The organism is Microtetraspora malaysiensis (assembly GCF_001528665.1).
Lineage (GTDB): Bacteria > Actinomycetota > Actinomycetes > Streptosporangiales > Streptosporangiaceae > Microtetraspora_A > Microtetraspora_A malaysiensis.
In genome coordinates, this window is the sequence record NZ_BBYJ01000007.1 from 466,092 (window position 1) to 484,984 (window position 18,893).

At 70.8% G+C, this 18,893-nt stretch carries 17 protein-coding genes and 1 tRNA gene; 4 read left to right on the forward strand and 14 right to left on the reverse strand.

Annotation, left to right across the window (positions count from 1 at the left end; genetic code table 11):
- Nucleotides 1-124: 124 nt before the first annotated feature.
- The 6 genes from AWQ71_RS09920 to AWQ71_RS09945 form a co-directional block, all read right to left on the reverse strand.
- Nucleotides 125-949 (reverse strand): SCO4651 family lipoprotein, encoded by an 825-nt coding sequence (locus AWQ71_RS09920; RefSeq protein WP_084258735.1) that lies wholly within the window; start codon nt 947-949, stop codon nt 125-127.
- A 184-nt stretch (nt 950-1,133) separates the two neighbouring features.
- Nucleotides 1,134-1,847, reverse strand: coding sequence for a 50S ribosomal protein L1 (gene rplA, locus AWQ71_RS09925; RefSeq protein ID WP_067130096.1), 714 nt, complete (start codon nt 1,845-1,847; stop codon nt 1,134-1,136).
- A gap of 74 nt (nt 1,848-1,921) precedes the next feature.
- The gene (gene rplK, locus AWQ71_RS09930; RefSeq protein WP_067130099.1) at nt 1,922-2,353 is read right to left on the reverse strand and encodes a 50S ribosomal protein L11; all 432 of its coding nucleotides are present in this window, start codon (nt 2,351-2,353) and stop codon (nt 1,922-1,924) included.
- A gap of 141 nt (nt 2,354-2,494) precedes the next feature.
- Entirely contained in the window at nt 2,495-3,265 is a 771-nt protein-coding gene (gene nusG, locus AWQ71_RS09935) for a transcription termination/antitermination protein NusG (RefSeq protein ID WP_067130102.1), read from the reverse strand.
- 52 nt (nt 3,266-3,317) lie between these two features.
- The gene (secE, locus tag AWQ71_RS09940) at nt 3,318-3,575 is read right to left on the reverse strand and encodes a preprotein translocase subunit SecE (protein ID WP_067130467.1); all 258 of its coding nucleotides are present in this window, start codon (nt 3,573-3,575) and stop codon (nt 3,318-3,320) included.
- 77 nt (nt 3,576-3,652) lie between these two features.
- A tRNA-Trp gene (locus AWQ71_RS09945) sits at nt 3,653-3,725 on the reverse strand.
- A gap of 197 nt (nt 3,726-3,922) precedes the next feature.
- Between AWQ71_RS09945 and AWQ71_RS09950 the strand changes: the two genes are divergently transcribed.
- A complete protein-coding gene (locus tag AWQ71_RS09950) occupies nt 3,923-5,128 on the forward strand; it encodes a pyridoxal phosphate-dependent aminotransferase (protein WP_067130105.1) in 1,206 nt (401 codons plus the stop codon).
- Nucleotides 5,129-5,192: 64 nt separating this feature from the next.
- Here AWQ71_RS09950 and AWQ71_RS09955 read toward each other — a convergent pair whose 3' ends face one another.
- The 4 genes from AWQ71_RS09955 to AWQ71_RS09970 all read right to left on the reverse strand — a co-directional run bounded on the left by AWQ71_RS09955 (nt 5,193) and on the right by AWQ71_RS09970 (nt 8,691).
- On the reverse strand, nt 5,193-6,614 hold the full coding sequence (locus tag AWQ71_RS09955) for a hypothetical protein (RefSeq protein WP_157570262.1): 1,422 nt from the start codon (nt 6,612-6,614) through the stop codon (nt 5,193-5,195).
- Complete coding sequence (locus AWQ71_RS09960) at nt 6,601-7,104, reverse strand: SigE family RNA polymerase sigma factor (protein ID WP_067130111.1); 504 nt, start codon at nt 7,102-7,104, stop codon at nt 6,601-6,603. The genes AWQ71_RS09955 and AWQ71_RS09960 overlap by 14 nt, the downstream gene beginning before the upstream one ends.
- 133 nt (nt 7,105-7,237) lie before the next feature.
- Complete coding sequence (locus tag AWQ71_RS09965) at nt 7,238-8,194, reverse strand: PASTA domain-containing protein (protein ID WP_067130114.1); 957 nt, start codon at nt 8,192-8,194, stop codon at nt 7,238-7,240.
- Entirely contained in the window at nt 8,191-8,691 is a 501-nt protein-coding gene (locus AWQ71_RS09970; protein ID WP_067130117.1) for a SigE family RNA polymerase sigma factor, read from the reverse strand. The genes AWQ71_RS09965 and AWQ71_RS09970 overlap by 4 nt, the downstream gene beginning before the upstream one ends.
- A 68-nt stretch (nt 8,692-8,759) precedes the next feature.
- On the opposite strand from AWQ71_RS09970, the gene AWQ71_RS09975 reads away from it, so the two are divergent.
- Nucleotides 8,760-9,785, forward strand: a complete 1,026-nt coding sequence (locus tag AWQ71_RS09975; protein ID WP_174550694.1) for an adenosine deaminase — start codon at nt 8,760-8,762, stop codon at nt 9,783-9,785.
- Between the two features lie 15 nt (nt 9,786-9,800).
- On the opposite strand, the gene AWQ71_RS09980 is transcribed toward AWQ71_RS09975, so the two are convergent.
- From AWQ71_RS09980 to AWQ71_RS09990, 3 genes are all read right to left on the reverse strand, one after another.
- On the reverse strand, nt 9,801-10,916 hold the full coding sequence (locus AWQ71_RS09980; protein ID WP_157570263.1) for an ATP-binding protein: 1,116 nt from the start codon (nt 10,914-10,916) through the stop codon (nt 9,801-9,803).
- A 262-nt stretch (nt 10,917-11,178) separates the two neighbouring features.
- The gene (locus AWQ71_RS09985) at nt 11,179-13,446 is read right to left on the reverse strand and encodes an ATP-binding protein (RefSeq protein WP_067130128.1); all 2,268 of its coding nucleotides are present in this window, start codon (nt 13,444-13,446) and stop codon (nt 11,179-11,181) included.
- Nucleotides 13,443-14,564, reverse strand: a complete 1,122-nt coding sequence (locus tag AWQ71_RS09990) for a LuxR C-terminal-related transcriptional regulator (protein WP_067130131.1) — start codon at nt 14,562-14,564, stop codon at nt 13,443-13,445. Before AWQ71_RS09990 ends, AWQ71_RS09985 begins: the two co-directional genes overlap by 4 nt.
- Nucleotides 14,565-14,742: 178 nt before the next feature.
- Here AWQ71_RS09990 and AWQ71_RS09995 point away from each other — a divergent pair, with 178 nt between their 5' ends.
- Complete coding sequence (locus AWQ71_RS09995; protein ID WP_067130134.1) at nt 14,743-15,474, forward strand: class I SAM-dependent methyltransferase; 732 nt, start codon at nt 14,743-14,745, stop codon at nt 15,472-15,474.
- Nucleotides 15,475-15,612: 138 nt separating this feature from the next.
- Nucleotides 15,613-17,490, forward strand: coding sequence for an acyl-CoA dehydrogenase family protein (locus AWQ71_RS10000; protein WP_067130137.1), 1,878 nt, complete (start codon nt 15,613-15,615; stop codon nt 17,488-17,490).
- A 95-nt stretch (nt 17,491-17,585) separates the two neighbouring features.
- Here AWQ71_RS10000 and AWQ71_RS10005 read toward each other — a convergent pair whose 3' ends face one another.
- Nucleotides 17,586-18,731, reverse strand: a complete 1,146-nt coding sequence (locus AWQ71_RS10005) for an acetyl-CoA C-acetyltransferase (protein WP_067130139.1) — start codon at nt 18,729-18,731, stop codon at nt 17,586-17,588.
- Nucleotides 18,732-18,893: the final 162 nt, after the last annotated feature.

Genomic DNA, 18,893 nt, shown 5'->3' on the forward strand with positions numbered 1-18,893 from the left:
ACATCACACCTACGCGGGTCGCCCACAGAGTGGATCCTTCGGTCATCGGACTGGTGGCAGCCCGGCGACGACCGGCGGTCTTTGGCAAACGCCACAGTAGGGCATCAATCCGCCTGATGCCAAATCACTGAGCGTGGAGGTTCCGCGGCAGCTCTCCGACCTCGTCCGCGGAAGGCGCCTTGATCGTCGTGGGCTCGTTGAACGAGGTGAAGGCGACGGTGGCGTTGAACGCGCCCTTGTCGGTGGGGCCGCCCTTCAGCGTGACCTTCCGGGGCAGGCCGTCGGCGTCGATCCACGCGTCGAACTTCATGTCGTCGACCTTGGCCAGGCCGCCCTCCGCCTTGACGCGCTCCTCGGGGGCGAGCTGCTTCACGGCCTCGGCCACCGGGAACGTGCCCGAGTAGTGCGTGGTGTCCACGCCGCCCACCTGCTCGGCGCCGACGGCCTTGGCGTCCTTGGAGGCGGTCAGGAGCGCCGCGCTGGTCTTGAGGTCGATCTGCTGGGCCCGGCCGAGGACTTCGTCCACGTTGACGCCTCGGGCGTCGCCGACTTCCTTGAGGTCCACCTTGATCCACGGCTTGGTGTTGCCCAGCAGGGTCTTGAGGGCGTCGGACTTCAGGTACACCGTGTCGCCCACAAGGATCACCCGGAGCCCGCCGGGGACGTTCTGGCCGGCGAAGGTGATCTGGTCGAGGGTGAGGTCGGTGGCCAGCGTGGGCTTCTGCTGGGAGCGCAGCTTGCCCTGGATGATGCCGGTGCGGTCCGCGCCGGCCGAGAGGTCCACGACGAGGTCGGCGGTGTAGGAGGTGACCTCCTGCGCCTTCTGGGAGGCCTGCTGCAGCACCTCGGACGCGGACAACCTCACGTTGCCCAGAGACGTGGCGGCGGGGGCGCACCCCACGACACCGATTACGGCGGCCGCCCCGGCGGCCAGCAGAAGTCGACGCATGTCTTTGTCCTTTCTTTACGGACGACTGCTCTCGACCCTATGGCGCTCGCGCGCTATCTGCGCGACCTGCGCTATATCCCCGCAATATTCCGACATATCGCAGCCGGACTCCGCAGTTCTGGGGCCGTACACGCGAGAACCCCCGCCCGGATGCCCGGACGGGGGTTCTCGTCGACAGATGAGATCAGGCGTCGATCTCGGCGGTCAGCGACCGCGTCACGTTCGGGTCGACCGGGATGCCGGGGCCCATGGACGTGGTGAAGGTGACCTTCTTGAGGTAACGGCCCTTGGCGGCCGACGGCTTGAGACGCAGCACCTCGTCGAGGGCGGCGGCGTAGTTCTCGACGAGCTGACGCTCACCGAAGGACGCCTTGCCGATGATGAAGTGCAGGTTCGCGTGCCGGTCGACACGGAACTCGATCTTGCCGCCCTTGATGTCGGTGACAGCCTTGCCGACGGCCGGGGTCACGGTCCCGGTCTTCGGGTTGGGCATGAGACCACGTGGACCGAGCACGCGGCCGAGGCGGCCGACCTTGCCCATCAGGTCCGGCGTGGCGACGACGGCGTCGAAGTCGAGCCGGCCCTTGGCCACCTCGTCGATCAGCTCGTCGGCGCCGACGATGTCGGCGCCCGCGGCGCGAGCCTCCTCGGCACGGTCGCCGGTCGCGAAGACCAGGACCCGGGCGGTCTTACCGGTGCCGTGCGGGAGGTTGACGGTGCCGCGGACCATCTGGTCGGCCTTGCGCGGGTCGACGCCCAGACGCAGGGCGACCTCGACGGTGGCGTCGAACTTGGCGGTCGCGGTCTTCTTGGCCAGCCGGACACCCTCAATCGGGCTGTACAGGCTGTCGCGGTCGACCAGTTCGGCCGCGTTCTTCCAGCTCTTGCTGCGCTTCACTTCTCGCTCCTCATGGAGTTCGTGGTCCGGGCCTGCGCGGGCCCTGCCACAGTGCTGTCTTCGTCGGTCGGGTACTACTCGGCGATGGTGATGCCCATCGACCGGGCGGTGCCGGCGATGATCTTCTCAGCAGCCTCGATGTCGTTGGCGTTGAGGTCCTGCATCTTGGTCTCGGCGATCTGACGCAGCTGGTCCTTGGTGAGCTTGCCCACCTTGTCCTTGTGCGGGTTCGCGCTGCCCTTCTGCAGACCGGCGGCCTTCTTGATCAGCTCAGGCGCCGGCGGCGTCTTCGTGATGAAGGTGAAGCTGCGGTCTTCGTAGATCGTGATCTCGACGGGGATGATGTTGCCCCGCTGAGCCTCCGTCGCAGCGTTGTACTGCTTGACGAAGTCCATGATGTTGACGCCGTGCGGACCGAGCGCGGTACCGACCGGCGGCGCGGGCGTGGCCTGGCCAGCGGGAAGCTGGACCTTGACCAGGGCCGCGATCTTCTTCTTGGGAGGCATGCTCTCTCCGGGTCCTTGACTAACTTGAATCTCTCAGCCCGGGCCCTCACCACGTGAGGACACGGCGGCACCGCTAACGGTGCCGCCGCCCAGGCCCACCCTCACGACCGTGAGGACGACTTAGGAGTGTATGCCAGGCCGTCAGATCTTGGAGACCTGGTTGAACGACAGCTCGACAGGGGTCTCGCGGCCGAAGATCGACACGAGCACCTTGAGCTTCTGGGACTCGATGCTGATCTCGCTGACCGTGGCGGGCAGCGTGGCGAACGGGCCGTCCATGACAGTGACGGACTCGCCGACCTCGAAGTCGACGGTCGCGGCGGTCGCCTTGGAGGCCGCCTTCTTCACTTCCTCGGCCGGCTCGGGCGCCAGCAGCTTGGCGACCTCGTCGAGGTTGAGCGGGCTCGGCTTGTTCGACAGCCCGACGAAGCCGGTGACGCCGGGCGTGTTGCGCACCGCGGCCCAGGACTCGTCGGTGAGGTCCATCCGGACCAGCACATACCCCGGAAGCACACGCTCCTTGATCGGAGTCTTCTTGCCGCCCTTGAACTCAGTGATCGTGTGGGTCGGCACCTCGACCTGGAAGATGTAGTCCTCCATGTTGAGGGAGCTGGTACGGCTCTCGATGTTCTGCTTCACGCGGTTCTCGTAGCCGGCGTACGAGTGGATGACGTACCACTCGCCGAACTGGCCGCGGAGCTGACGCTTGAACTCCTCGACGGGGTCGACCTCCGGGACGACATCGCCGTCCTCGTCGACCTCTGCCACGGCGTCGCCCGAGTCGGCGTCAACGTCAGCGTCAGCGCCGTGCTCGCCGGCGGCAGCGGTGTCGTCGACCTTCTCTACGGCCTCGTCCGGCTCGGTCTCCCACTCTTCGCGGGAGCCATCGACCGGCAGCGGGGACTCGGACACGGTGACTCTTCCTCTTTCGTCGGTGACATGACGTGCGACGATCAGGGTCGGATCACGATCCGCCGAAGACCGCCAACACACCCTTCGTCAGCAGGAAGTCTATCCCGGCCACGATCGCGACCATGATTAGAACAAAGCCGAGGACCACAGAGGTATAAGTGATCAGGTCCTTACGCCTCGGCCAGATGACCTTACGCAGTTCGGCGACAACCTGCCGGTAGAAAAGTGCGGGAGAGGTGCGCTTTGCCTTCTTCTCACCGCTTGGCTTGCCTGGCTTTCCTGCGGTCTCACCGCGGGTGTCGATCGCCACAGTCCTCACCTGATCCGTCGTGTCCATCGCAACTTGCGGCGCGCTTTCACGCCAGTTGGTGCGCGGACCGCACTCCGCAGGGCACGAGGGACTCGAACCCCCAACCGCCGGTTTTGGAGACCGGTGCGCTACCAATTGCGCTAGTGCCCTAAGCCGTGCACCACCATACCGGAGAAACGGATCGACATTGCCGAACGTTCCCGTCGTGGCCCACTAGACGCAGAAGTGTACGTGGGAATGGCGACTTCGTCGAACCAGATCGTCCGCGCGGTTCAAAGCTACCCGGCCGACTGTCCAGATGGTGGTAAGCGGCGGAAGGATTCCCGCAGGTCTGAAACGATGGAGGCATGACCCGACCTCGCATCTCCGCGCGCATTTCCGCGATCTCAGAGTCCGCGACGCTGGCCGTGGACGCCAAGGCCAAGGCCATGAAGGCGGCCGGTCGCCCGGTCATCGGCTTCGGCGCGGGCGAGCCCGACTTCCCGACGCCCGACTACATCGTCGAGGCGGCCGTCGAGGCGTGCCGGAACCCCCGGTTCCACAAGTACACGCCGGCCGGCGGCCTGCCCGAGCTCAAGCAGGCGATCGCCGAGAAGACGCTGCGCGACTCCGGGTTCCAGGTGGACGCCTCCCAGGTCCTGGTGACCAACGGCGGCAAGCAGGCCGTCTACGAGGCGTTCGCCACCTTGCTGGACCCGGGTGACGAGGTGCTTGTCATCGCCCCGTACTGGACGACGTACCCGGAGGCGATCAAGCTCGCGGGCGGTGTCCAGGTTGACGTCGTGACCGACGAGACGACGGGCTATCTCGCGTCGGTCGAGCAGCTTGAGGAGAAGCTGACCGAGCGGACCAAGGCGCTGCTGTTCGTCTCGCCGTCCAACCCGACGGGCGCCGTCTACTCGCCCGCGCAGGTCGAGGAGATCGGCCGCTGGGCGCTGGACAAGGGCCTGTGGGTCGTCACCGACGAGATCTATGAGCACCTCGTGTACGGCGGCGCCTCCTTCTCCAGCATCGCCACGGCCGTGCCCGAGCTGCGCGAGCGCGTGGTCGTCCTGAACGGCGTGGCGAAGACGTACGCGATGACCGGCTGGCGGGTGGGCTGGCTCATCGGGCCGTCCGACGTGGTGAAGGCCGCGACGAACCTGCAGTCGCACGCCACCTCCAACGTGTCGAACGTGGGGCAGGCCGCCGCGCTCGCCGCCGTCTCCGGCGACCTTTCCGCCGTGGCGATGATGCGCGAGGCGTTCGACCGTCGCCGGCAGACCATGGTCCGGATGCTCAACGAGATCCCGGGCATGGTGTGCCCCGAGCCGCTGGGCGCGTTCTACGCGTACCCGTCGGTGAAGGCGCTGCTGGGCAAGGAGCTGCGCGGCCGGCGGCCGGCCTCCTCCGCCGAGCTGGCCGAGCTGATCCTCGAAGAGTCCGAGGTGGCGCTGGTGCCGGGTGAGGCGTTCGGCACCCCCGGCTACTTCCGGCTGTCGTACGCGCTGGGCGACGACGACCTGGTCGAGGGCGTCAGCCGCGTGGCCAAGCTGCTCGCCGAGGCGCACTGAGCGACCTCTTCTAGACGAAAAGGCCCGGACCATCACGGCCCGGGCCTTTCCGGCGTTTCCGCCCCTACGGCTGCCGGGCGCCGAGGCTGCGTACCAGCCGGTCGAGGTCGAGATCGGGATGCGCGGTCGAGGACACGGTGTCCTCGGCTGTGGTCACCACGACGGCGAGGCCGGTCCGCGGCTCCCAGGCGAAGCTCCGGGTCCACATGAGCCGCGGCCGGCCGCCGACCCGCACCGTCGTGGTGGAGTCGGCCCGGAGGCCGCGGACGCCGCCGACGGTCGCGGTTTCGGGTGTCGTGCGGAAAGCGTCCTTCCGCCACAGGTCGGTGCCGACGAGCCCACCTCGGTGGACGGACAGGGCGACGTACCAGCCCTTGCCGGGGGGATGCCCCCAGTACGTGGTCGTGGTGGTCCAGTTCCACCCCAGTGCGCGGCCCCTGGCCGCCTCCGGCACGGATCGGAGGGCGGGGGGCACCTCGACGCCGTCCACAGAGGGCCCGGCCAGCGGTGGAGCCGGCTCGATGCCCTCGGCCACCCGCCGCATCTCGTCCTCGGTCGCGCCCACCGCCCAGATCCGCATGCCGAGGCCGGGCTCGATGAGCCACATGAGCATCCGGCCCTGGTTGAGCCTTCCGCCATCGCCCACGACACGTCCCTCCATGGCGCGGGCCCGGCCTACGGTGGTCGCCCGCACGTCAAGGAACTCCTCGTTGGTCGGCCAGGCGACCCGGCGCAGCGCGCTCAGGTCCTTCGCCCGGTCACCGCGCACGACCTCGACGGCCATGGAGGCGTTCTGATCATCGCTCCACCACCGGCCGAGCCCGTCGAGGATCCCCCGCGGCTCGCCGGAGACCAGGCGGTAGCGTGCCGGCATGTAGGTCACACGCATCGTGTCCAGGATGGGATCCCAGGGCACGTGCAGGCCCATCGCCACCGGTTCGAGGTACTTCTTGGCGGAGGCCGAAGTCGTCACCCGCAGCACCAGGCCGTCCCGCTCCCACCAAATCAGGTCGTCGCGGCCGGCGGACATCAGGCCGCCTCCGCGGTGCCGCCAGAGCGTGCCGCCGGGCAGGAACCCGCGCTGCTGGAGGTCGAGGTAGCCGCCCGCGAGATCCTTCGGCCGGTAGACGGTGACCTGGATGGTGCGATCGCCCTGGCTCCAGCGGGCGGCCTTCCCCCGCAGACCGTGATCGTTCACCTCGAATGTCGCGGGCCGCCCGAATCCGTCGGGAAGGTCGCGCACCTCGACGCCGTCCACGTTCTCCGCCGCCGTGACGGAGACCACGTGCCGCTGTTCCTGGATCACGTGGTACGCCGGGACCGCGGCCAGTACGACAGAGACGACGGCGGCGGCCGTCGTCGCCGCCCTCGCGGTCTTCCTCCGGCGGGTACGCCGGACGACCCGGTCGGCGAGGTCGGGGGCGATCCGCAGCTCGGCCGTCGCCTCGGTCATGGCGTGCCTGAGCCGACTCTCAAGATCCGACAAGGCCGGTCACCTCCTCACCGAGCCACGCGCGGAGCCGTACGAGTGCCTTGAACGCCTGGCTCTTCACCGTGCCGATGGAGCACCCGAGGATCTGGGCGGTCTGGGACTCGGTCAGGTCCTCCCAGTACCTGAGTACGACGACAGCGCGCTGGCGCGGTGGGAGGATGCGCAGGCCGTCCACGAGGATCTGGCGCAGCTCGACGTCCGAGGTGGCCGGCGCGGGCCGGTCGGGCGGGGAGTGCGTCGGGATGAACTGCAGGATCGCGCGGCGCCGGGCGCGGCTGATCGCAAGATTAATGATGATCTTTCGGACGTAAGGCTCCGGTGCGGCGTCCGCGCGGAGCCGGTGCCAGTTGCGGCAGGCCCGTTCCAGCGCGCTCTGGAGGACGTCCTCGGCCTCGTCTGGGGAGTCGCAGGCGAGATACGCCGTGCGCAGCAGGCTCGTGCCCCGGGCAGCCACGAACTCCGCGAACCCCTCGGGAGGATTCACTCGGCTCTGTCCAGTGTCATGTCCTCTTGTACGCCCCAGGCGGGAAAAGGGTTGCCCGGCCGCAAAGCGGCCGGGCAAGGCGTCCCTGTGGAAACCCGACGAAGCACAGAGGCGCGGGCGAGTCGCGGGACGGTCAGTTCCGGACGACCACCCCCTCGGCGATCTTCTGGATCTCCGTCTTGTCCGCGTCACCCAGCTTCGTGGCGAACGTGGGACTCATCATGATCTCGACCGCGCGGTCGGCGCGGGGGAACCAGACGAGGGTGAGGGTGTTGTCCTCCGCCCTCTCCGCGACCAGCTCGCCGCCTTCGGTGAGCCGGCCGAGGTATCCCTGCCTGCCGTGGATCGTCACCGGGTCGCCCTTCGCGATGCCGCGCCGGGCACGGGCGGCCTTCCCCTGGTAGACCACGGCCTGCACGGAGTACTCGCCGCTGCCCGTCTTGCTCGGCTCGTCCCACGTGGTCGTGTAGCTCGTGTCGCCGAACCCGTTCTTGCCGGACCACTTGCCCCATTCGAGGCCAGCAGGGAGGTAGCCGAAGTGGACGCCGCCGAAGGTCCGGCCGTCACCCAGGTCGCCGAGGTCCTGCGGTAGTTCGTCCGTGGTGGGTGTCGCCGACGGATCAGGCGCGGCCCTCGTCGCAATGGTGACCTCCACCGTGGATCCCTCCGGGGCCACGGCCCCGGCGGCCGGCTTCTGCTCGGTGATCGTTCCGTGCGGGGCCCCGTCGGTGACAACCTTCTTCCAATCCGCCTTGAAGCCCGCGGCCTTCAGCGCGGGCAGGACCTCGTCCACGCGCAAACCGACCACGTTCGGTACGGCGTTCCCCGAGACGGCGATGTCGTCGGCCGCGGACTCGGGCGTTTCGGCGGCGGGCGCTCCGACCTGCGCCGGGGCCGGGCCGGAGGTCGCGGAAAGGTACACGGGAACGGCTCCGGCGACGGCGACCGTCAGGAGCGCCGCTCCCGCCGTACGAAACCTGACCACGTTGCGGCGGCTGCGCCGCCGGATGCGCTGCCCCATCGAAGGCGGGGCCTGGACGGCGGCCACCCGGGAGGCCATCGCCTCCTTCAGCGTCTCTTCCACGTTCATGCTGACACTCCTTCCAGTGTTGCGAGACGTGTGCGGATTCGCGCCAGGCCACGGGCGGCCTGGCTCTTCACGGTCCCGGCCGAGCAGCCGAGCGCCGCCGCCGTCTCGGCCTCGGACATGTCCTCCCAGTAGCGCAGGACCAGCACGGCCCGCATCCGCGCCGGGAGCTTCCCGAGCTCCGCGAGCAGCAGCTCGCGCAGGCCGGGGTCCGGCGACTCCACGGGCGTGTCCGGAGGGCTGGCGAAGGTGATCTCCTGGATCACCCGCCTCCTCCGGGCCCTGCTGATGGCGGCGTTCACGACGACGCGACGCGCGTACGCCTCGGGGTTGTCGCGCCTGATGCGCGGCCAGTGCCGGTACACCTTCTCCAGGGCGCTCTGGACCAGGTCCTCGGCATCGTGGGGGGACGCGCCGCAGACCAGGACCGCGGTGCGGAGCAGGGCGGTGCTCCGGGCGGCCAGGAACTCGTCGAAGGCCGCCTCGTCTTCTTCGGTCATCAGCTCCCCTTTCGTCCGTCCACAACGCGCGAAGGCCGGACCAGGTTGAGACGCGAATGCGGCAGGATATGGAAATGCCGCGCTCTCTCGTCACGCTCCCCAAGGCCCACCTGCACCTTCACTTCACCGGCTCGATGCGGCATTCGACGCTGATCGAGCTGGCCCAGGAGCACGGGGTCCACCTTCCCGACGCGCTGGTGCAGGACTGGCCGCCGAAGCTGCGCGCGACCGACGAGCGGGGCTGGTTCAGGTTCCAGCGGTTGTACGACATCGCCCGATCGGTGCTGCGGCGCCCCGAGGACGTCTACCGGCTGCTCAAGGAGGCGGCGGAGGACGAGGCCGCCGAGGGGTCGCGCTGGCTGGAGATCCAGGTGGACCCGTCCGGGTACGCCGCGCGATTCGGCGGGCTGACCTCGACGCTCGAGCTGGTGCTCGACGCCGCGGCGCGGGCCTCGGCCTCCTCGGGCGTGGGCGTCGCGGTGATCGTGGCGGCCAACCGCACCCGGCATCCCCTCGACTCGCGGACCCTGGCCCGGCTGGCCGCGCAGTACGCGGGGCGGGGCGTGGTGGGGTTCGGCCTGTCGAACGACGAGCGGCGCGGCCGTGCCCGCGAGTTCGACACCGCGTTCCGGATCGCCAAACGGGCCGGGCTGCTGGCCGTGCCGCACGGGGGAGAGCTGATGGGCGCGGCCAGCGTCGCCGAGTGCGTCTACGACCTGGACGCCGACCGGGTGGGGCACGGCATCCGCGCGGCCGAGGACGACCGGCTGCTCGAAAGCCTCGCCGACCGGCAGATCGCGTGCGAGGTGTGCCCGCTGTCGAACGTCGGGCTCGGCGTGGCCGAGAGCCCGCACGACGTGCCGGTGCGCAAGCTGTTCGACGCGGGGGTGCCGATCGCGTTCGGCGCGGACGACCCGCTGCTGTTCGGGGCCCGGCTGCTCCCGCAGTACGAGCTCGCGCGGGACGTCTACGACTTCCGCGACGCGGAGGTCGCCGAGCTGGCCCGGCAGTCGATCCGCTCGTCCACGGCGCCCGACTCACTCAAGAAGGAGCTCCTCGGCGAGATCGACGTCTGGCTCACCCGGCCGGAGTAGCCGCCCGGAGCCGGTTCAGTGTCCCGGGCCGGGGTGCGGGCGGCTGGACTCGGGCCTCCTGGCCGGGTCGCCGCAGGCGCGCCGTCCGGGGTGACGCATCCCGCGCCGCAGGGCAAGGGAGTGCTCGCGGTGGCGGCGGACGACCGCGCGTTCCTCATCGATCGCGCGGAGCCACTCCCGGCCGTAGTCCCGCATCATGCCGAGCATCCGGAACCGCTGGCCGTGCCGGATCAGTACGGACTTGTCGGCGAGCCGGGAGAGCAGGCCGGGCACGCCGCGCAGCCGCTCGTCGGCGCAGACGTCCGCGGCCGCGGCGGCGTCGAACGTCCCGGCGAAAACGGAGAGCCGGGCCCACAGCAGCCGTTCCTCCGGGGTGCACAGCTCATGGCTCCACCCGACCGCGGTGCGCAGCGTCCGGTGCCTGCCGGTACGGCCCCGCCCGGCGAGCAGCGAGAAGCGGTCGTCCATGTGGTCGAGCAGCTCGCCCGCGGTCAGGGCGCGCAGCCGACCGGCGGCGAGTTCGAGCGCGAGCGGCACGCCGTCCAGGCGGCGGCAGAGCCGTACGACGGCGTCAGAGGGCTCGAACCCGGGACATACGGCGCGGGCCCGGTCACGGAACAGCCGTACGGCGTCGCAGTCCTCGGCGGTGACCGGGAGCGGGCGTACGGTGTGGACGCGCTCGCCCGGGAGGCCGAGGGGCTGCCTGCTGGTGGCCAGGACGCGCACGCCGGGAGCCGCCCGCAGGATCTGGCCGACCAGCTCGCGGCACGGGCCGAGAAGGTGCTCGCACGTGTCGAGGATCAGCAGCATCCGGCGGTCGGCGAGATGCTCGGCGAGGACGTCCCCTTGGGGGCGGGCGGCCTGCTCGGGCAGGCCGATCGCGGCGCCGATCGTGTGGGCCAGCAGGGCGCCGTTGCGCTCGCCGGACAGCTCGGCCAGCCAGGCGCCGCCGGGCAACTCCCCCGCCGCCTTGAGCGCGAGCCGGGTCTTCCCGACCCCCGCGACCCCGGTCAGCGTGACCAGGGACTCCTCCTGTAGCAGCCGCCCCACCTCGGCCAGGTCCTCGTCCCGTCCCATGAAGGTGCTCGTCTCGGCGGGCAGGTTGCCTCGCCGCCCCAACGCATCGATCACCAAATCCGCCCTCTCATGCATGGCCGGCCCAGCCAATCATGAGTGCGTAATCGACTGACTACTCAGGGTTGAAGATTGCCCCACCCCGGTGGAGATTCACCACCCCGGGGGAGGAGGTTCGACGGCGGGACGATCCCCCTCGACCCGAACCCGCCGCCGAACCCTGCCGCAACGTCGTCCCCCGCCGCGCGGCGATCGACCGGTCGGCTTCCCCCCTATTCGGCCAACCGGACACGATAAGTATCTGAATGATCGCCGTGTGTTACATCGGGAGGATGCCCGATCCCTTCTCCGATGTGGGCCTGGTGGGGGTGGAGCGCCGCACCGCCACCCAGGCGGCGATCTGCACGCGGGACGACATGCGCAGCTTGGCCAGGATGTTCTCCACGTGGGTGTCGGCCGTACGTTCGGCGATCATCAGTCGTTCCGCGAGCTCCCGGTTCGACAGGCCGTCCGCGATCAGCTCGGCCACCTGGAACTCCCGCGGTGTGAGGCAGGCGCCCTCCTTCGGCGGGTCTCCGAGCGCCCGCCGGTAGACCGCGTCCAGGTCGAGGCCGGCCCCTTCGGCGAGAGCCGTACGGAACGTGGGGCCGCCGGCGAGGCCGCGCGCGATCTCGGCACAGGTGGAGTGGCGGGCACCCCAGTAGGGCGCCTCGTCCAGCCGGATGCCGGCCTGGGCGCCGAGCCCCTCGACCGCTCCCAGCAGCGTCGCGGCGAGTCCTCCCCTGCCCGTGGCGGCGGCGAGCCACGCCTGGATCTCGAACCCGGCGAGCGCGCCGGCCAGGTCGCCGAGGTCGCGACCGAGCCGGAGTGCCTCGTGGTTGCGCTCCTCGGCCTCGGCCAGGTCGCCGTTCTCCCAGGCGAGTACGGCCAGGCCCTGGTTGGCGACGGAGCGGCTCCAGCAGTCGCCGTTGAGCGTGCCGCGCCACACCGCGTCGTCGAGCACCTCCTTGGCCCGTACGCCGCCGGACCTGGCCAGGGCGAGGCCCGCCTGGCTGAGGACGCAGGCGGGGTTGCGGCCGAGGAGCCAGGCCGGGCCGGTGCCTCTCCGGGCGGCGAGCAGCCCGTCGAGCCGCCGGGCCGCGTCCTCGTCGTCGCCCCCGGCGAACGCGAGGACCGCCGCCGCGTGGGCGCCCCACACGTGCGCCCCCGGGCCGCGGCGGCACTCCTCCATCCGCGTACGGGCCCGGTGCACGTCGAAGTGGCGGGCCTCCACCCACGCGGCGGCCCAGAGCGCCTTGACGCGGTGCGGGGTCGGCCGCCCGGTCGCGGCGAGCGCCCGGTCGAGGTAGCGGCGGCCCTCCCGGTGACTGCCGCAGGCGATCCACAGCGGCCACAGCGTCCCGGCGAGCTCGACCGCGACCCGGGGATCTCCGGCGAGGGCGTGGTCGAGGGCGGCCAGGAAGTTCGGCAGCTCATCGGCCATCCGGCGGGCCCACGCGACCTGTCCCGGCCCGGCCCACTCCGCCTCCGCGCGGCGCGCGAGCCGCAGGTAGGCGTCCCGGTGGCGGTCGCGCACGGCCTCCTCCTCGCCCAGCTCGCGCAGCCGTTCCGCCCCGTAGGCGCGTACGGCGTGCAGCAGGCGGTAGCGGTCGCCCTCGCGCAGCAGGACGGATTTCTCGACCAGCCGGGCCAGCAGCGCGAACACGTCGTCACGAGCGAGCGCGCCGTCGGCGCACACGTCCTCGGCCGTCTCGCGTTCGAAGCCGTGGGAGAACACCGAAAGCCGGGCCCACAGCAGCCGTTCGTGGGGCTCGCACAGCTCGTGGCTCCAGCCGATCGCGGTGCGCAGGGTGCGGTGCCTGCTCTCCCCCGTCTCGGACTCGGCGCGGCTCAGCAGCCGGAACCGGTCGGTCAGGCGGGCGCTGATGTCCTGGACGGACAGCGCCCGCAGCCGGGTCGCGGCCAGCTCGATCGCGAGCGGCACGCCGTCGAGCTCCTCGCAGAGCCGTACGACGTGGGCGCGGTTGGCGCGATCGACCACGAAGTCGGGCACCGTGGCCACGGCCCGGTCGGCGAACAGCGTCACCGCGTCGGCGCCGAGCGGGAGGACGGTCACGACGTGCTCGCCCGGCGCGTCGAGGGGCTCTCTGCCGGTGGTCAGCACACGCAGCCCCGGGCAGCGCTCCAGCAGGTGTCCGGCCAGTTCGGCGCACGCGGCCGGCAGGTGCTCACAGGTGTCGAGGACGAGGAGCATCCGCCGGCCGCCGACGCGCGCGGCCACCACGGCGACCTCCGCCTCGCCGGGGCCGCCGGGATCTTCACCGTCTCCCGGACCGGCCAGGGTCGCGGCGACGTGCGGGAGGAGGTCGCGCGGGTCGCGGAGCGCGGAGAGCTCCACCAGCCAGACGCCGTCGGGGAACCGCCGGTACGCGTCGGCTGCGACCTGGCGGGCCAGCCTGCTCTTGCCGACTCCCGGAGCGCCGGTCAGGGTGACCAGCCGGGCGCGGCCGAGGAGCCCCGCGACGTACTCCCGCTCGTCCGCGCGGCCGACGAAGCTGGCCGGCTCGGCGGGCAGGTTCCCGATCATCGGTCTCCCCGTCTCCGGACGACCCAGGCGGCGACCTGCGTACGGGAGGAGAAGTTGAGCTTGGCCAGGATGTGCTCCATGTGCGCCTCGGCGGTGCGTTTCGAGATCACCAGCTTCTCCGCCACCTCGCGGTTGGACAAGCCGTCCGCGACGAGTTCGGCGACCTCGTGCTCGCGCCGGGTCAGCACCGGCGGGCCGCCCATGTCGGACGTACGGCGCGGGCAGGGGACGGGCCGGTCGCGGTTGTGACCGCGCGGCGGCCGCCCGGCGCCCGCCCGCGGCACGCGGAAGCGGACCTCGCCGCCACTCTCCTCTCGGATCAGGAGGGACTTGTCGATCAGGCCGATGAGAGCGTCGAGCAGCTCGGCGGGCGGCGGGATGTCCGCGCAGACCCGTTCGGCGTCGGCCAGGCCGAACAGGCCGGGGAACGCGGCGACCCGCGACCACACATGCCGTTCGTCCGGCGAGCACAGTTCGAGGGCGCGGTCCAGGGCCCCGCGCGCGGCCGTCTCGTGGAAGGGGTCGTCGAGCAGGTCCTCGATCGCCGGCTCGGGTTCGGCGCACAGCCGTCGCGCCGCCAGCTCGATCGCGGAGGGCATCCGGCCGAGCCGTTCGCACAGCCGGGCGGCAGCCTTGCGGTTCACGTCCGCGATGCCGCGGCCGGGCGCGCGGCCGGCCAGCAGCGCGACGGCGTCGGCGGGCGGCAGCGGGCCGACGGGGAGCAGGTGCTCTCCCACGACGCCGAGTGAGCGCCGCCCGGTCGCCAGGATGCGTAGGCCGGGCGCGTTCCTGAGGAGCGACTCGGCGAGCGCCGCGCAGGGCCCGGCCAGGCGCTCGACACCGTCGAGGAGGAGCAGGAGGCGGCCGTCCCCCGCGCCGACCGCCTGGACGGCGGTGCGGGCGAGCGCCGCCGGGCCGGCTTCCCGGGACACGTCCACGACGTGGACCCCGCCGGAGAAGGCCTTGCGCACGCTCCACGCGGCTTCCTCCGCCAGCCGCGACTTCCCGACGCCGGAGAGCCCGGTCAGGGTCACCAGTCGCGAACGGCCGAGCAGCCGCCTGATCTGTGCGATCTCGGCCCGGCGGCCGAGGAAGGCCGGAAGATCGCGTCGCTCCATCGCAGCCTCGAATCGTGGGGGGACTTCACTGCACCCGGCGCTCCGGTGCACGAATGGTAACCCCGGCATCGCGCACGGGAACGGGCGTTTCACCGGTTGCCGTGCGGGAACCGCAATCGCCGCTTCGAGGCGGGCATTAGACTCTGCGCCACTGCCAGCACGCGCGAACGAGGATTGTATGTCTGGGTATGACCGGGTAGTCCAGCCGGCGGCTGGAGACGAGGCACTGGAGAACCACCTCGGTGGGGACGAGGCCAAGAACTACCGGCAGTACGAGTTCGACATGGTCGCGCCGCACGTGGGCCGCTCGATGCTGGAGATCGGATCGGGTCTTGGGCACTTCGCGGAGCAGTTTCTCCCCCGGCTCGACCGGCTCGTGGTGAGCGACTTCGACCCCTACTGCGTGGACCAGCTCAAGCAGCGCTTCACCGAGCGCGACGACATCTCGGTCCTCCAGTTCGGCCTGCCGACGGAGATCCCCCTGGACGACCCCGTCGACACGGTGATCATGATGAACGTCCTTGAGCACATCGAGGAGGACGTCGAGGCGCTGCGCTCCCTCGCCAAGGTGACCAAGCCGGGCGGGCGCATCGTCATCTGGGTGCCCGGATACATGCAGCTGTACGGCGAATTCGACCGCAAGGTCGGCCACGTCACCCGTTACACCCCGGCGACGCTGGGCCGTTCGGTGGTGGCCGCCGGGCTGCGTCCCCAGGTGCTCAAGCCGATCAACTTCCTGGGCGGCATCGCCTGGTGGGCCGCGGTGCGGCGCGGCGGGGTGGGCTACCCCGACCCGCGGCTGGTCAAGATCTACGACCGGACCGTCGTCCCGGCCACGCGCTTCATCGAGCGGTTCGTCCGGCCCCCGTTCGGCCAGACGGTCTTCTGCGTCGCCCGCGTTCCCGGCTAGCCATCACACGCTCGGCCGCACGATCGGGCGTTTCGTGACGAATCCGGTCCGCCGCCGTCCGGGGCTTGCCCGTTTCCTGGGGGTTTCTGGTGCTACTCGCGGGTAGCACGAAGGCATCCACTGCCTCAGGAGGTCGGCATGACCGAATACGCCAAGGCACGCGAGGTCGCCGAGCAGGCCCGAGAGACTGAGTGGGCCCGGCCGAGCTTCGGCAAGCAACTGTTCCTCGGGGACTTCCGGCTGGATCTCGTCCATCCCGCGCCGCGGCTCAGCGAGCGGCAGACGACGAACGGCGAGCGGTTCCTCCAGACGCTCACCGCGTTTCTGCGCGACAGCGTCGATCCCGCGGTCATTGAGCGTTCCTCCGTCATCCCGGACGAAGTGGTCAAGGGCTTGCGCGGAATCGGCGCCTTCGGGATGACGATCGACGAGCAGTACGGCGGGCTCGGACTGAGTCACCTTTACTACTGCCGCGCGTTGATGCTGGTCGCGTCTTACTCTCCCGCGCTCGCGGCGCTCTTGTCGGCGCACCAGTCCATCGGCGTGCCGCAGCCGCTCAAGCTCTTCGGCACACCGGAGCAGAAGGAGCGTTTCCTGCCTCGATGCGCGCAGGGTGAGATTTCCGCATTTCTCCTGACCGAGCCGGATGTGGGGTCGGATCCGGCGCGGCTGGCGACGACGGCGACGCGCGACGGCGACGCGTACGTTCTCAACGGCGTCAAGCTGTGGACGACCAACGGCGTCGTGGCCGACCTGCTCGTCGTCATGGCCAGGACCGGCGCCCGGATCTCCGCCTTCGTCGTCGAGGCCGACTCCCCCGGCATCACGGTCGAGCGCAGGAACGCGTTCATGGGCCTGCGCGGCATCGAGAACGGCGTGACCCGCTTCCACAAGGTCCGGGTCCCGGCGGAGAACCTCATCGGCCGCGAGGGGCAGGGCCTCAAGATCGCGCTCACTACGCTGAACACGGGCCGGCTGTCGCTGCCCGCGACGTGCGCGGGGGCGGCCAAGTGGACCGCCAAGATCGCCCGCGAGTGGGGCGCGGAGCGCGTCCAGTGGGGCCGACCGATCGGCGAGCACGAGGCCGTCGGTCGCAAGATCTCCTTCATCACCGCCACCGCGTACGCCATCGAGGCCGTGGTGGATCTGGCCGGGCGGCTGGCCGACGACGAGCGCAACGACATCAGGATCGAGGCCGCCCTGGCCAAGCTGTACGGCTCGGAGATGGCCTGGCAGATCGCGGACGACCTCGTCCAGATCAGGGGCGGGCGGGGCTACGAGACGGCCGAGTCACTCCAGGCCCGTGGCGAGCGCGGGGTGCCGGCCGAGCAGATGCTGCGGGACCTGCGCATCAACCGCATCTTCGAGGGCTCCACCGAGATCATGCACCTGCTCATCGCGCGCGAGGCCGTGGACGCCCACCTGACGGTCGCCGGCGACCTCATCGACCCGAAGGCCGACCTTCGGGCCAAGGGCCGGGCGGCGACCCGGGCCGGCGGGTTCTACGCCCGGTGGCTGCCCGGGCTCGTGACGGGGGCCGGCCAGCTCCCGAACTCGTACTCCGAGTTCGGGCCGCTCGCCCACCACCTGAGGTACGTCGAGCGGACCTGCCGCAAGCTCGCCCGCTCCACCTTCTACGGCATGTCGCGCTGGCAGGGGAAGCTGGAGCACCGCCAGGGGTTCCTGGGGCGGATCGTCGACATCGGCGCCGAGCTGTTCGCGATGACCGCGACCTGCGTCCGCGCCCAGGAGGACGCGGTCACGCACGGGAACGCCGCGCTGGAGATCGCGGACACCTTCTGCCGCCAGGCCCGGCTGCGCGTGGACGCGCTGTTCGCGCGGTTGTGGATCAACTCGGACACGGCCGACACCCGACTCGCCCGCCGGATCCTGGCCGGCCGCTACACATTCGTCGACGAGGGCATCCTCGACGCCTCGACGGACGGTCCGTGGATCGCGTCCGGCGCCCCGGGGAAGTCGACCGCGAAGGACGTCCACCGCACCATTCCGTCATAACCGCCGCAAACACGGACCGGCCCGGGCGGTCACCCCGCCCGGGCCGGATCGCTCTCATCAGGCCCGGCCGGGGAGAACCCGCCGGGCCTTCGGCGTCAGAGACGCTCGATGATGGTCACGTTCGCCTGGCCGCCGCCCTCGCACATCGTCTGCAGGCCGTACCGGCCGCCGGTGCGCTCCAGCTCGTGGAGCAGCTTCGTCATCAGGATCGCGCCGGTGCCGCCAAGCGGGTGGCCGAGCGCGATGGCGCCGCCGTTCGGGTTGGTCCGGGCCGGGTCGGCGCCGATCTCCTTGAGCCATGCGAGCGGCACCGGGGCGAACGCCTCGTTGATCTCGACGACGTCGATGTCGTCGATGCCCAGCCCGGCCTTCGCCAGGGCCTTCTTGGTCGCCGGGATGGGCGCGGTCAGCATGTACACCGGGTCGTCGCCGGTGAGCGTGAGGGTGACGATGCGGGCCCGGGGCACCAGGCCGTGCTCGCGGACCGCGCGCTCCGACGCGATCAGCACCGCTCCGGACCCGTCGGAGATCTGCGACGAGGTCGCCGCGGTGATCCTCCCGCCCTCGCGCAGCGTCTTGAGCCCGGCCATCTTCTCCAGGGTGGTGTCCGGCCGGGGGCCCTCGTCGTCCTCGACGCCGTTGACGGGGGCGATCTGCTCCTTGAAGTAGCCGTTGGCGACGGCCTTGGCGGCACGCTGGTGGCTCTCGTAGGCGAACCGCTCCAGCTCGTCGCGGCTCAGGTCCCACTTCTCGCACATCAGCTCGGCGCCGCGGAACTGCGAGATCTCCTGCGTGCCGTACCGCTCGACCCACCTGTCGCCGAACGGGAGCGGCATGCCCTTCTCCAGCGCGGCGGTGATGGTCGACCCCATGGGGACGATCGACATCGACTCGACGCCGGCGGCCACGACCAGGTCCTGGGTGCCGGACAGGACACCCTGCGCGGCGAAGTGGATCGCCTGCTGGGACGAGCCGCACTGCCGGTCGATGGTGACCCCGGCGACGTTCTCCGGCAGACCGGCCGACAGCCAGGCGTTGCGGGCGATGTCCATCGACTGGGGGCCGAACTGCATGACGCAGCCCATGATCACGTCGTCGACGGCGGACGGGTCGACGCCGGTGCGCTCGACCAGCGCCTGGAGCGTGTGCGCGGCCAGGTCGGTGGGGTGGACCGCCGACAGCCCGCCCTTCTTCTTACCGACAGGGGTGCGGACCGCCCCGACGATGTACGCCTCTGCCACAGTGCCTCCCACAGGAAACCGAGCAATGTTCGGTTATCTGGAGGCTACAACAGAACGTTCATCCATGTATGCCGCGATATGAGAGTTAACCGAAGCCATACCCGGCACACGGCCGCAGACCCCCCGTGAACCGGGACCGTGCGGACCGTGGTCGGCCGCCCC

What these genes read in the sequence shown, in the direction of transcription:
- AWQ71_RS09920 (WP_084258735.1), bottom strand. Translation starts at nt 949, where the DNA reads ATGCGTCGACTTCTGCTGGCCGCCGGGGCGGCCGCCGTAATCGGTGTC.
- rplK (WP_067130099.1), bottom strand. Translation starts at nt 2,353, where the DNA reads ATGCCTCCCAAGAAGAAGATCGCGGCCCTGGTCAAGGTCCAGCTTCCC.
- AWQ71_RS09950 (WP_067130105.1), top strand. Translation starts at nt 3,923, where the DNA reads ATGACCCGACCTCGCATCTCCGCGCGCATTTCCGCGATCTCAGAGTCC.
- AWQ71_RS09965 (WP_067130114.1), bottom strand. Translation starts at nt 8,194, where the DNA reads ATGAACGTGGAAGAGACGCTGAAGGAGGCGATGGCCTCCCGGGTGGCC.
- AWQ71_RS09970 (WP_067130117.1), bottom strand. Translation starts at nt 8,691, where the DNA reads ATGACCGAAGAAGACGAGGCGGCCTTCGACGAGTTCCTGGCCGCCCGG.
- AWQ71_RS09975 (WP_174550694.1), top strand. Translation starts at nt 8,760, where the DNA reads ATGGAAATGCCGCGCTCTCTCGTCACGCTCCCCAAGGCCCACCTGCAC.
- AWQ71_RS09985 (WP_067130128.1), bottom strand. Translation starts at nt 13,446, where the DNA reads ATGATCGGGAACCTGCCCGCCGAGCCGGCCAGCTTCGTCGGCCGCGCG.
- AWQ71_RS09990 (WP_067130131.1), bottom strand. Translation starts at nt 14,564, where the DNA reads ATGGAGCGACGCGATCTTCCGGCCTTCCTCGGCCGCCGGGCCGAGATC.
- AWQ71_RS09995 (WP_067130134.1), top strand. Translation starts at nt 14,743, where the DNA reads ATGTCTGGGTATGACCGGGTAGTCCAGCCGGCGGCTGGAGACGAGGCA.
- AWQ71_RS10000 (WP_067130137.1), top strand. Translation starts at nt 15,613, where the DNA reads ATGACCGAATACGCCAAGGCACGCGAGGTCGCCGAGCAGGCCCGAGAG.